Source organism: Nitratidesulfovibrio termitidis HI1 (genome assembly GCF_000504305.1).
Lineage (GTDB): Bacteria > Desulfobacterota > Desulfovibrionia > Desulfovibrionales > Desulfovibrionaceae > Cupidesulfovibrio > Cupidesulfovibrio termitidis.
The window spans coordinates 1093681-1106495 of the sequence record NZ_KI632512.1 but is presented as its reverse complement, the minus strand read 5'-3'; the positions used below and the strand labels follow the sequence as shown (position 1 = coordinate 1106495).

At 68.3% G+C, this 12815-nt stretch carries 10 protein-coding genes; 5 read left to right on the top strand and 5 right to left on the bottom strand.

Features of this window, described 5'->3' with window-relative positions:
- Positions 1-2: 2 nt before the first annotated feature.
- Together argS and DESTE_RS04535 are read right to left on the bottom strand one after the other, a co-directional pair.
- A complete protein-coding gene (argS, locus tag DESTE_RS04540; protein ID WP_035065474.1) occupies positions 3-1658 on the bottom strand; it encodes an arginine--tRNA ligase in 1656 nt (551 codons plus the stop codon).
- 523 nt (positions 1659-2181) lie between these two features.
- Positions 2182-3156, bottom strand: a complete 975-nt coding sequence (locus DESTE_RS04535; RefSeq protein WP_035065470.1) for an ACP S-malonyltransferase — start codon at positions 3154-3156, stop codon at positions 2182-2184.
- A gap of 502 nt (positions 3157-3658) precedes the next feature.
- Here DESTE_RS04535 and DESTE_RS04530 point away from each other — a divergent pair.
- Entirely contained in the window at positions 3659-4411 is a 753-nt protein-coding gene (locus tag DESTE_RS04530) for a 16S rRNA (guanine(527)-N(7))-methyltransferase RsmG (RefSeq protein WP_035065467.1), read from the top strand.
- 158 nt (positions 4412-4569) lie between these two features.
- Here DESTE_RS04530 and DESTE_RS04525 read toward each other — a convergent pair whose 3' ends face one another.
- Positions 4570-4788, bottom strand: coding sequence for a hypothetical protein (locus DESTE_RS04525; RefSeq protein ID WP_035065464.1), 219 nt, complete (start codon positions 4786-4788; stop codon positions 4570-4572).
- Positions 4789-5016: 228 nt separating this feature from the next.
- Between DESTE_RS04525 and DESTE_RS04520 the strand changes: the two genes are divergently transcribed.
- On the top strand, positions 5017-7371 hold the full coding sequence (locus DESTE_RS04520) for an STT3 domain-containing protein (RefSeq protein ID WP_156925269.1): 2355 nt from the start codon (positions 5017-5019) through the stop codon (positions 7369-7371).
- A 105-nt stretch (positions 7372-7476) separates the two neighbouring features.
- On the opposite strand, the gene DESTE_RS04515 is transcribed toward DESTE_RS04520, so the two are convergent.
- Positions 7477-7944: a 23S rRNA (pseudouridine(1915)-N(3))-methyltransferase RlmH gene (locus DESTE_RS04515; protein WP_035065462.1), complete on the bottom strand. Its 468-nt coding sequence runs from the start codon at positions 7942-7944 to the stop codon at positions 7477-7479.
- Positions 7945-8082: 138 nt separating this feature from the next.
- On the opposite strand from DESTE_RS04515, the gene DESTE_RS04510 reads away from it, so the two are divergent.
- On the top strand, positions 8083-8769 hold the full coding sequence (locus DESTE_RS04510; RefSeq protein ID WP_245590726.1) for an L-threonylcarbamoyladenylate synthase: 687 nt from the start codon (positions 8083-8085) through the stop codon (positions 8767-8769).
- A 408-nt stretch (positions 8770-9177) separates the two neighbouring features.
- Here the strand turns inward: DESTE_RS04510 and DESTE_RS04505 are convergent, their stop codons facing one another.
- Positions 9178-10434, bottom strand: a complete 1257-nt coding sequence (locus tag DESTE_RS04505; RefSeq protein ID WP_035065459.1) for a glycosyltransferase family 9 protein — start codon at positions 10432-10434, stop codon at positions 9178-9180.
- 156 nt (positions 10435-10590) lie between these two features.
- Here DESTE_RS04505 and DESTE_RS04500 point away from each other — a divergent pair, with 156 nt between their 5' ends.
- Entirely contained in the window at positions 10591-11130 is a 540-nt protein-coding gene (locus DESTE_RS04500; RefSeq protein WP_035065456.1) for an NUDIX domain-containing protein, read from the top strand.
- A gap of 155 nt (positions 11131-11285) precedes the next feature.
- Positions 11286-12752: a glycogen synthase GlgA gene (gene glgA, locus DESTE_RS04495; RefSeq protein WP_035065454.1), complete on the top strand. Its 1467-nt coding sequence runs from the start codon at positions 11286-11288 to the stop codon at positions 12750-12752.
- Positions 12753-12815 lie beyond the last annotated feature (63 nt).

The window sequence follows — 12815 nt, the reverse complement described above, 5'->3', positions numbered from 1 at the left end:
CGCTACATGGCCTCTGGCGCTTCGACGCCAAGCAGGTTCAGGCCGTTGGCCACGGCCCGACCCACTGCGCGCAGCAGGGCAAGGCGGGCCACGATGGTTTCCGCGTCGGCGGCGTTCAGCACCGGCACCTTGGCGTAGTAGCTGTGCAGCGCGCCCGCCAGTTCCATGAGATAGAAGCTGACGTGGTGCGGGGCCAGCCCTTCGGCGGCGGCGGAAAGGGTGTCGGGCATGCGGTCCACAAGGCGCAGCAGGTCCAGTTCCTCGGGCTGGGTCAGCGGGGCCAGCGCAGCCGCGTCCAGCCGCGCGGGCAGGACGATGGAGCGTTCGGCGGCCTTGCGCAGCACGGCGCACACGCGGGCGTGGGCGTACTGCACGTAGTACACCGGGTTGTCCATGGAACGCTGCTTCACCAGTTCCAGGTCGAAGTCGAGGTGGCTGTCGCTCTTGCGCGAAAGGAACATGAACCGCGCGGCGTCGGCGCCCACTTCCTTGACCACGTCGTGCAGGGTTTCGAACTGCCCGGCGCGGGTGGACATGGCGATCTGCTCGCCGTTCTGCAGCAGGTTCACCAACTGCACCAGGATCACGTCGAACTGCTCGGGCCGCTTGCCCAGCGCGGCCACGGCGGCGCGCATGCGCGGCACGTAGCCGTGGTGGTCGGCGCCCCAGATGTCCACGACGAGGTCGAAGCCCCGGTCGTACTTGTTGTCGTGGTAGGCGATATCCGAGGCGAAGTAGGTCAGCGTGCCGTCGGACTTGCGCAGCACACGGTCCTTGTCGTCGCCGAGGGTGGTGGTGCGGAACCACAGCGCGCCGTCCTGCTCGAAGGCGAGACCGGCGGCCTTCAGCCGTTCGAAGGTCTTTTCCACCGCGCCCTCGCGCACCAGCGAAAGTTCGGAGCACCACACCTGGTGCTCCACGCGGAAGTCGGCGAGGTCCTGCTTGATGCCGGCCATGATAGAATTCATGGCGTACTCGAAGCAGCGGTCCTTGCCTTCGTCCTCGGGCAGGTCCACCAGGCCGGGGTTGCTGGCCAGCATCTCGGCGGCAATGTCCTTGATGTAGTCGCCGCGATAGAAATCCTCGGGCAGGGTGAACGGGCGGCCGGTAATCTCCAGCGCGCGCAGCCAGACCGAAAGGCCCAGCAGGCGCATCTGCCGTCCGGCGTCATTGATGTAGTATTCGGTGGTGACATCGTACCCGGCAAAACGCAGCACCCGCGCCAGGCAGTCGCCAAGGGCCGCGCCGCGACCGTGGCCGATGTGCAGCGGCCCGGTGGGGTTGGCGGAAACATATTCCACCTGCGCCTTGCGGCCCGCGCCCACGGTGGTGGCGCCGTAGCGCTCGCCCGCCGCTTCCACGTGCAGCACGGTTTCTCGCCAGAAGTCGGGCGAGTAGGTGACGTTCAGGAAGCCCGGACCGGCGATGTCCACGGAGGCGATGGCCGGGTCGGAATCGCGCAGGGCGCCGGCAAGGCGCGAGGCCAGTTCGCGCGGGGGCACGCCCGCGTCCTTCGAAAGCACAAGGGCGATGTTGGCGGCAAGGTCGCCGAACGACTTGTCGCGGGGCGGTTCAAGGGTGGCCTTTTCGGGCCAGGAAAGCCCCATGTCTTTCACGATGGCCTGAAGGGAGGCCAGCAGCTGCTGACGTGCGCGCATGGATGTATGGTGTCCTGTTGGCTTGTGGGATTGTGCCGTCTGTGTGGGCGGCGGCAGGTCGCGGCGGGCCGAGCGTGGCCACGGCGGGATGATCGCCGTTTGAAAAATGTCCGGCCTCGCGTGGGCGGAAGCGTCCGAAGTTCACCGCATCCGTCGCGTGGTCCGGTGTATTCGGAATTTCCCGGATATGTCCGGAATCCCCCGCAAAGGCCCGCAGGCTGCCTGCCGCGTGGGTGGGCGGGTATGATGCCGCAGGGGCGGGGCGCTTGTTCGAAGAGGGTCGTGTACCAGAAAACGGCGCGACTGCAAAGCCGCCGCAACGCACGGTACCGGCAGGGCGCACGGGGGGGGCGGGAGCGCTGCCGTGACACGCGGTGTGTTTACCGCGTTGCACGCAGGGCCAGCCATGATGTCGCACGGTCGAAAGTGGCCGTGCACGCGAAGGGCCGGGTGCGCATGCGCACACCCGGCCCGTGGGATGTCTGCCTGTTCGCCCGCGCGAGCGGGGAGTGGTCGAGCGAAGCTAGAACGACAGCGCGTCGGCCAGTTCCAGGCTGCCCGCGCCCTCGGCGGTCCAGCCGTCTTCCTCGGCGGCAGGCACGCCAGATGCGGCCCCCATGCCGGTAAGGATGGGCCCCACCATCTTGGTCAGCACGCCCTTGGGGCCAACCTCCACCCAGCGGCGCACTCCGGCGTTCCACTGGTTGGTCACGGTGGCGATCCACTGCACGGAGGACGTCATCTGCCGGGTCATGACCTCGTGCAGCGATTCGCCGTCGGTGACGGCCTGGCCGGTGACGTTGCAGTACACGGCAAAGCGCGGGCGCGACCAGGTGGCCGTGCGCATGGCCCTGGCCAGTTCCTTTGCCGCCTCGTCCATGAGCGGGCTGTGGAAGGCCCCGCTGACGGGCAGGATGATGGCCCGGCCCTTGTGCTCCTTGACTCTGGCGGCGGCATCGGCGATGGCGTCGCGCATGCCGGACAGCACCAGTTGGCCCGGCGTATTGTAGTTGGCGATGCGGATCATCTGGCCGGTGGCCTCGGCGGATTCGGCCACCACGGTTTCCAGATCGGCCTGCGAAAGCTTGAGCACTGCGGCCATGGCCCCCTTGCCGTCGGGGTCGGCCTCGGCCATCAGACGACCGCGCAGGGCCACCAGTTCCAGGGTGCTGTCCACGGAAAGCGCGCCGCAGGCTGCGGCAGCCGCGTATTCGCCCAGGCTGTGCCCGGCGGCGCAGGCGGGGCTGACGCGTCCCGCAAGGCGCAGCCACAGGGACAGGTTGACCACGGTCAGCGCCGGTTGCAGGTTGCGGGTGTCGGCCATGGCCTTGTCGTCGCCGCCGTCCCAGTAGATTTCGCGCAGGGGCAGGCCGCTTGCGCGTTCGGCCTTCTTCCACAGGTCCATGGCCTCGGGCATGGCGTCGGCCACGTCGCGGCCCATGCCGGGTTCCTGCGAGCCTTGGCCGGGGAACAGGATGGCGATGTCGGTACGGTTCATTCGGTGTCGCTCCAGACGTGGGAATGGTGCCGGGTGCATACCGGCGATGTGTTGTGCGGTATCGTGCGCGGGCGGCGCGGTGCCCGTCCCCCTCAGGACGGTGCGCGGCGATGCCGGGCGCGGGCGTGTTGCCCGTTCGCTGCCCGTTCGCTGCCCATTCGCTGCCCATCGCTGATAGTCAAACACGCGCGCGGATGCAAGTGGTGCTGCCATCCTTGCCCGCGCGGCCCGCATGCGGGGGGACACGGGAGGATACGGGTGGCCATGGAAGCGGCCCGAGGCGTGCCGCCATCCCATCCCCATGTCTTTGCGGACATCCCTTGTCGCCGTCCTGACGCTTGCCAGCGCGCGTCGGGGCGGCTACAAGGCCGCCAACTCCCGCGGCCTGGCCGCATCATGTCCCGCATCAGCTCTCGCGACCTTCCCGGACCAGATATCGGACCTTCCCGCAGCAGATCTCGCATCAGGCGCGCGCCGGTCGGTCAATTTTCAGGAGACGCCCATGCCCCCCGCAGATGTCCACGTATCGTTGAAGGAACTGTCCCGGCTGTGTGCCGAGGCCGGGTTTGGCCCGGGCGACGTGCCGGAAACCGCACTGGCCGCGCTGGCGGGCTATCTGGAACTGCTGATGAAGTGGAACCGGGTCATGAATCTGGTGGGCACGCACACATGGCAGGCCACTTTCCGCACCCTGATCGTGGACAGCCTGCACCTGGCGCGCTTTCTGCGCGCGCTGCCCCTGCCGGAAACTCCGGAAACGTGGGATCTTGGCGCGGGGGCGGGGCTGCCGGGCATCCCCCTGCGTGCGATATGGCAAGCGGGCAGCTATCATCTTGTGGATGCGCGCGAGAAGCGCACCCTGTTCCTGTCCAACGTGCTGGCCCGCCATCCCCTGCCGGGCACCGTGGTGTTCCGGGGCAGGGTGCAGGAGTTCATGCCCACGCGGCCCAAGGCGGATTGCGTGGTAAGCCGCGCCTTTCTGCCCTGGCCCGAGGTGCTGGAACTGGTGCGGGGCCATGTGGCCCCCGGCGGCATGGTGGTGTTTCTGGCCAACGAGGGAGCGCCCGCAAGCCTGTCCCCCGGCTGGAAGGCGGCGGCGCGGGCGGAATACGAGGTGCAGGCCCCGCCGCCGCATGGCGCGGGCGGGGCATCCGCGCGGGGGGGACGAAGCGGGCAGAGTGGCGGCGCAGCGTCGAAAGGCGGCGCGGAACCCGCAACCACCACGCGCCATCTGTGGGCACTGGCTCTGGAGTGATGTCGGGTGCCGGGCGGAACTTCGGGAGAAGCCTTGCCCTCAGTCTTGCCCGCAGTCTGCCATAGTCCTGCCTGACGTCTTGCAGGGCGGGCCGGGCTGCCGAAGGGGCGCGAACCGCGCTGGTCGGCTCCCCCAGGGCGGGAACGGACCGGGCAGCGCTACTTTTCGGGCGGGGTGCCCATCAGCGCCCCCAACTGCGACTTGCGGAAGATCAGCCGGGTGGCGGCGGCGTCGGCCTTCTCCGCCACGTCCATGAGGCGTTCGAGGAATTCGAGGATTTCGTAGCGCCGTTCTTCGGGCGAATATTCGAATTCGTCGTCCAGACGTTCTGACGACAGGTATTCCTCGAGTTCGTCGAGATACTTCATGTTCAGCATGGCGGCGTCTCCATGGGCCGACGGGGCTGACCCGGCGGTGCGGTGTGGTGGCGGCGCGCGGCGGCGCGGTTGTCCGGTTCGCGCAGTGCTCTAACGTATTTCGCGGCGCAGGTGAAGCGGTTGCCGGTGCTTTTGCCGCACCCGGCCCCGCTGGCGATGCGCCAACGTTTCGCGTATATCCCCCCTGCGCGGTCCACGGGCCGCAGCCCTTTTTCACGGCAGGAAGCCATGAGCGCGCACACGCCCGAAACATCTCCCCCGACCGCCTCCCTTGCCGGGCACCCGGAAGCCGAGGGCAACGGCGAATCACGCCATCTTCAGGACAGCGAACGACGGAACCCGGCGCGGCGATCGCCGCGAACCCCGCAAGCTGGGCTGCGCGCCGCCGTCGTGGCGTTGTGTTCGCCGGGCGGACGCGCCGTGTTGCTGGCCCTGCTGGCCTTCGGCGTGGCCTTTGCCATGCGCATGCTGGAATACCCGGCCTGGCAGACCCCGGAATACCAGTTGGACGGCGAATACCTGCTGGCCACGCATGACGCCTATCACTGGACGGCGGGGGCGGATGGCTTCGAGTTCGGCGCGGGGCACCCCATGTCCGAACTGGTGCGCTACGTGGCCCTGTTTACCGGGTCCACGTCCGGGGCCGTGGGCTTCTGGCTGCCGCCGGTCATGGGCAGCCTGCTGGCGGTGGCCGTGTTTGCCTGGGCCGCCGCGCTGGGCGGCATGGAGGCGGGGCTGTGCGCCGGGGTGCTGGCCTCGCTGGCGCCCGGCTTTCTGGCCCGCACCCTGCTGGGCTACTGCGACACCGATCTGGTAACCCTGCTGTTCGCCCTGGTGGCCGCGCTGGGGCCGGGCCTGTGGCTGGCCCCGCGCCTGTGCACCCTGCCGGAGATGGCCGTGGCCCTGTACCGCTGGCTGCGGCGCGGGCGTACGCCCGCCGCCGCTGTGGCTTCCGGCGCCGCTGCGGATGCGGATGCGGACGGGGACGCGGCGGACGGGGCAACGGATGCCGACGACACCCTTGCCCCCCGCTGGATGGCCGTGCTGTTGTGCAGCGGCCTGCTGGGCTGGTGGTCGCAGGAATGGCATTCCATGTTTCCGTATCTGGTGCGCTACTACGCGCTGCTGGTGCCCGGCCTGGCCGTGGTGTTCGGCAGGCGCGGCAAGCGGGCCGACCTGATGGTGGGCGGCCTGCTGTATGCCCTGCCCCTGCTGGGCGGTTGGCCGGGCTTTGCCGGGGCGGCGCTGCTGGCGGTGGGGCTGCGCGGTCCGTGGCCCTTCCTGCGGGCGCTGGCCGAACGGCGGGTGGTGCACGCCGGGCTGTGGCTGGTGGTGCTGTGGCTGGTGGCCGATGCCGAAGTGTTCCGGACCATGCTGAATTCGGCCCAAAGCTACATCAAGCGGGCGGGCGACGCCGTGGCCCAGCCCGACGGCGACGTGCTGGTCTATCCTTCCGTGGCCCAGAGCATCATCGAGGTGCAGGATCTTTCGGTGGCGGAAGTGCTGGCCTACTTCCACCCGTGGATGCCCGCCGCATTGGCCGGGCTGGCCGGGTTCGGCATCGCGCTGGTGGCGCGCCCGGCGGCGCTGTTCCATCTGCCGCTGGCGGTGCTGGCCTTCCTGTCCATCAAGCTGGGCGGGCGCATGGTCATGTTCGGCGCGCCGGTGATGGCCCTTGGCATCTGCATGCCGGTGCACTGGCTGGCGGGCCTTGTGCTGCGCGACAACTTCTACCGCACCGCCGGACGGCTGCTGGTTTCCGCCGTGCTGCTGGTGGTGCTGGGCGCGCCGTACCTTGAAGTGATTCCGGCCATGACCCAGGGGCCCATCATCAACCGGCGGCATGCGGCGGCGCTGAAATTTTTGCGCACCAACACGCCGGAAGATGCCATGATCTGGAACTGGTGGGACTGGGGCTATTCCACCCACCACTTCGCGCACCGTTCGACCATCGCCGACGGCGCGAGCCATGGCGGGCCTTCGCTGTTCGTGCCTGCCGCCGTGTATGCCTCGGACAACCCGCGCTTTGCCCGGCAGATCATCAAGTACGCGGCCAGCAAGGGGAACATTCCCGGCAACGTTTTCGAGGGCATGAACAACCACGCCGCCGACGACCTGATGCGCAGGCTGGCCGCCCGAAAGGAGCCGCTGGTGGCCGCGCAGGGCAGGCAGTATCTGGTGGTCAGCTTCGACATGCTGCGCCTGGGCTTCTGGATAACCACCTATGGCCGCTGGGATTTTCTGGCCAAGGAAGGGCGCGGCTACCAGATAGCCTCCATCAGCAAGCCGTTGCAGTTCAGCATGGAAAACGGCGTGGTGCTGGTGCAGAACATGGACCCGGTGTACGCGGAATCCATCGACGTGCTCGACGATACCGGCCTGCAACGCCAGATGTACTTCCGGTTCAATGGGCGGCACTTCATCTTCAACCGCACCACCGGCGACAAGCTGGTCATCGACGATGACATGTACAACACGCTGATGGTGCAGCTGCTGCTGTCGTCACCGGAAGACCCGCGCTTTACGCCGTACTTCAGGCTGGTGTTCGATAATGTGCATACGCGCGTGTACGAAGTGTTGTAGCGGGTGACGCCATCCGCCAGATTGCCTGTGTTGCTTTTGGGTCAGTTGCGCTGGAAGGCGCGCAACGTGCGGATGCCGGAGTTGCGGCGAAAGCACCCTTCGCGGCTAATGATGATACGGTGAGCCGCGCAGGATGCAGTCCGCGCGGTACAACTGCTCCAGCAGCACCACGCGGGCCATCTCGTGGGGGAAGGTCATGGGGCCAAGGCAGACGCGCAGGGCGGCCCGTTTCAGGACGGCATCGTCCAGGCCGTAGGCGCCGCCGATGACGAAGCACGGCACCGCCGTGGCGTTTTCCGTCAGTCTGTCCAGCAGCGCGGCGAATTCGCGCGAGGTGTGGGCCTTGCCGCGTTCGTCCATACATACCACGATGTCGGCGGGGCCAAGGGCCGCCAGCAGGCGCGCGCCTTCGTCGGCGTTGCGTTTGGCGGGCGGCAGGGCGGCGTCGCCATCGCGGACCAGGGTTTCGGTCACGCGCCAGGTGTGGCGCAGCCGTTCCAGGTAATGCGCGGCGGCCTGCTGCCAGAACGGCGTCTTCAGCTTGCCCACCGCCAGCAGGCGCAGTGATTTCACGAAACCTCCGGATGCGTGTGTTCCCGGGCCATGGTCTACCCCGGCGCGGAACGGGCGGCAAGCCGTATGGCGCGGCACGACGCCCGGCCATGTTTCCCGCCTTTTCCTGTCACGCCTGATCCAACAACGGATTGCCTGATGCTGGATTGCCAGATGCTGAATTGCCAGATGCTGAATATGGACGATGCCGCCGCGCTGCTGCGCGCGGGACGGGTGGTGGTGTTCCCCACCGAGACCTTTTTCGGGGTGGGCTGCCTGGCCACCCATGCCGGTGCCGTTGACGAGGTATACCGGGTGAAGCGCCGCGCCCACCGTCTGGCCCTGCCGGTCATCGTGGGCCATGTGGGCCAGTTGGCGCAGGTGGCGGCCCCCATGGGGCCGGTGGCGGAAGACCTGGCCCGGCACTTCTGGCCGGGGCCGCTGTCCATCCTGCTGCCTGCCGCGCCCGGCGTGCCCGTACCGCTTACCGGGGGCACGGGGCGCGTGGCCGTGCGCCTGACCCCGCATCCCGTGGCCCGCGAGTTGTGTCTGCTGGCCGGTGGGCCGCTGGTTGCCAGCAGCGCCAACATCAGCGGACGCCCTGCCGTTACCCGTGCCGCCGATCTTGACCCGGAACTGCTGGCCGAGGTGCCCGGGGTGCTGGACCTGCCCCCCGCGCCGCCCGGCGGGTTGCCCTCCACGCTGGTGGAGGTGCTGGATGAGGGGGGCGGAACTGGCGGCGGAACTGGTGACGGGGTTGGCGGCGCTGCGCCGCGCCTGCTGGTGTTGCGGGCCGGGGCCGTGTCGGCGCAAGCCCTGCGCGATGCCGGGTATGTGGTGGAGTGATCTGCCGGGGATTTCCTACCGGGACGGTACAAAAAATTTTTGTCGGATAAGGGCGGAAAGGCAGCCGCAATGCCCTGCAGGACAGGCGCTGTGTGGTGGCGGCAACACCGCTGGCAAAAAAGTTGAACTGATTGTGCAACCGGTTCGTGTTGTCTTGCCGCCGGGATTGGCGGATAAAATAAAGTAAAAACAGAAGGATGTGTGCAGGCTTGAAGGCGGGGGAACATGCGGGCAGTCGTTGCCGCACGTTGGCACACCGCTTGCTATATCCTGATCACCTTCCTTTCTTTGCAGAGAGCCGGTCCTACAGGGGTGTGGGACCGGTTTTTCTTTTGCGTTCCGTCCACCGCCGTGTGCGGGCGCGGTTTTCGTCCGCCGGGCCGTGCCGCCTTTTTCCGCATGCGCGCCTCAGGGCCGCTGCGTCCATTTTTCTTGCTGGAAAGGTATCCCTAGCAATTCCATGCTCTTGTCCAGTACTTCCTGCACGGTGATGGCGGCCATGCACGGAAAGGCGCCGTCGGAATCAGCGGTACCATTGCGGCTTTTTTCGCCGTGCGGGCTTGCGTTGCCTTGCCCCCGGTCGCAACCCAGCGTGCGCAGGGTGGCGGAACAGGGGGCACATTCCAGCGGGCTGACCAGCGCCGCCGCCCCATGTGGACGCCACACCCCGGCGGGGGCCGGACCGAACAGCGACAGCACCGGCACGCCGTGCAGCGCGGCAAGGTGCAGTGGACCGGAATCGTTGCCGATCACCAGACGTGCGCGGCGCAGCAGATGCGCCAGTGCGTCGTGGTCGGCAGGGGTGACCACCGGTATCTCCTCCGCCTCCGGTTGTCCTTCCGGCATCAGGTCGGCCCGTTCAAGACCACGCTCCAGTTCCGCCGGACCCAGCACGTACAACGGATTGTACCCGGCCCGGAACAACGCCCCGGCCACGAGGGCGAACCGCCGGGGCGGCCACTGCTTGGATCGGTGTCCCGCACCCGGCACCAGCACCACGGTGCGCGAATCCGCGCCTTCCCAGCCGCCGAACAGGGTTTGCCATGTGTCCTGCCAGTCCGCGTCCCAGCGGGGCGGGCAGGGCAGGGCGGACGGGGGGATGCGTTGAAGCCGGGTCCGGAGCGATTCGGTGACGTGGCAGGTGGGCATGGCGGGTTCGGATGTCCGGCCATCCGCGTCCGCATCGCCCTCGTCCGGCATGTCCGGCATGTCCGACATGTCCGGCATGTCCGGCATGTCTGGCCCGGCTGTCAGGCAGGGCAGGGGCACCACGCGCGGGTGGGCGGCCACCGGTGCGCGGTCCAGACAGAACCACGCCACTGTGGCCCCGGCCAGGGCGTCCGGCCAGTCCGTTCCCCCTCTCGTCGCCCCGCCCTCGTTGTTCCTCCCGCCATCCGTGCCTCCGTACAGCCCGTCCAGCGCCCGGCGCATGGCCGGAGGGCAGGGCACATAGCCCAACGGGGCCAGCCAGCGCATGCGTTCCATGTTGCCCGTGAACAACAGACGGGGCGCGCACCCTTGCGCCGCGGCGTGTTCCGTCCCCGCGCCGCCTGGCTTCATGTCCAGCGTATCCGCCCCCCGCGCCAGCGCCAGCAGGGCGGGCCAGGCGCACAGGAAGTCGCCCAGCGCGCCGTTGTGCACGGCTATCAACTTGTCACTTTTCATCTCTGCGCGTACTCTGTGAAAGTGGTGTCGTATCCTCGCCGCCTTCCGGGACAGCCCGTTCCGGCTTGCGGCAGCGAGGCGGACGGCCAAAACAGCCCGTCCGCAACCTCGTCACATCAACCTCGTCCACAACCGGCAAGAACGGACACGCCCGCCATGGAACACCGCGTCCCCTGCCCGCACTGCGGCGGCCCCGTGGTCATGTACCGCAACCCCGCGCCCACCGTCGACATCCTCATTCACGAGCCGGGGCGGGGCATCGTGCTCATCCGGCGGCGCAACGAGCCGCCCGGCTGGGCGCTGCCCGGCGGGTTCATCGACTACGGCGAATCGGCAGAGGCGGCGGCGGTGCGCGAGGCCCGCGAGGAAACCGGGCTGGACGTGGAACTGACCGGCCTTGTTGGGGTGTATTCCGACCCGGACCGCGACCCGCGCCACCACACCCTCAGCGTGGTTTACGCCGCGCGGGTGCGTGGCGGTGGCGTCACCCCGGTGGCGGGGGCTGTTGCCGGGCCGTCGCCAGGGGGCGCTGCCTCCCCCGTTGCCCTCCCCATGGCGGGTGACGACGCGGCAGACGCCAGGTTCTTTGCACCGGACGATCTGCCGCAAACCATGGCCTTCGACCATGCGAAAATCATCGCCGACTGGCTGCGCGACCGGGGCCGTTGCCCGGAGCGCACGGGGGAAGGGGCCTGAAGCGGCCCCGCACGGTCGGTGAAACGTGCCGCGCCGCCTGGCGGCGCGCTGGTTTCGCCGGGGCCGCCGCCCCGGCATGACGGGACGCACGCGCCGGATGGCGCGCAACGCGTCGCGCGGGTACGCCGCGCGCGCAAGGGGAGGAACGCGCAATCATGCGACGTGAGGTCGTTTTCGTCACCTCGGAAATGTATCCCTTTTCCAAAAGCGGGGGGCTGGGCGACGTGCTGGGCGCGCAGCCCCTGGCCCTGCACCGCATGGGCGTGCCCACTTCGGTGATCACGCCGTTCTACGGTCGCCTGCGTACGGCGGACTACGGCATCCACCTGACCATCTCCGACTGTCACGTGGGCTACCCGTGGGATCCCATCACCTGCGATGTCTACGAGGCCGACTACCACGGCATGAAGGTGTACTTCGTGCATCGTGGCGAATATTTCGACCGCCGCTACTACTACAACGACCACAAGGGCGACTATTTCGACAACTGCGAGCGGTTCATCTTCTTCTGCCGCGCCGTCATGGCGCTGCTGCGCCGCCTGGGCACGCCGCCCGCCGTGCTGCACGCCAACGACTGGCAGAGCGGGCTGGTGCCCGCCTATCTGCACTTCTGGCGGCAGACCGACCCGTTCTGGGCCGACACGCGCAGCGTCATGACCATCCACAACCTGGCCTTCCAGGGGCGGTTTGCCTCGCGCCTGTTCACCGGCTGCGGCCTGCCGCCGCAGGCATGGACCATGAGCGGGGTGGAATTCTGGGGCGACTTCAACCTGCTGAAGGCGGGCATCGCCTATGCCGACATGGTCACCACGGTCAGCCCCAGCTACGCCCGCGAAATCCTGGGGCCTGCCTACGGCTGCGGACTGGAGGGCATTCTGCAGGCCCGCCAGCACGCGCTGCACGGCATCCTGAACGGGGCGGACTACGGCATCTGGAACCCGGCGCAGGACAAGTTTCTGCCGTGCCGCTACGGGCCCGACGATCCGCAGGGTTTTGCCGGCAAGCAACGGTGCAAGGCGGCCCTGCTGGACGAACTGGGCCTTGCGCCGGAACTGGCCCACCGGCCCGTGCTGGGCTTCATCGGGCGGCTGCGCGGGCAGAAGGGCATAGACCTGCTGCTGGACATAGTGCCCCGGCTCATGGAGCGCAACGTGGGCGTGATCATCCTGGGCGAGGGCAACCTTGCGCACGAGGCGCGGGCGCTGGACCTTATGGAAACCTACCGGGGCAGGCTGTGCGCCATCGTGGGCTATACGGAAGACCTGGCCCACCGCATCCAGGCGGGCAGCGACATCTTTCTCATGCCCTCGCGTTACGAGCCGTGCGGCCTGACCCAGATGTACGCCCTGCGCTACGGCACCCCGCCCGTGGCCACCGCCGTGGGCGGCCTGCGCGACACCATCATGCCGTGGCCGTCGCCCGAGGCCACCGGCTTCACCTTCGGGCGGAGCGACCCGCAACTGTTCCTCGAAGCCATCCTGGACGCCGTGCACTACTGGGAGCACGACACCGAAGGCTGGCGGGCCATGATGATCCGCGCCATGGGCCAGGACTTTTCGTGGGAGCGGGCCGGGCGCAGCTACGTGAACCTGTACCGGCAACTGGGATTCGACTTTTCCTGATTTCGGTTTGCCACTGCCGCAACACGCCCCGTCTCCTTCTGACCGGTTGACCCCAAGCCACGG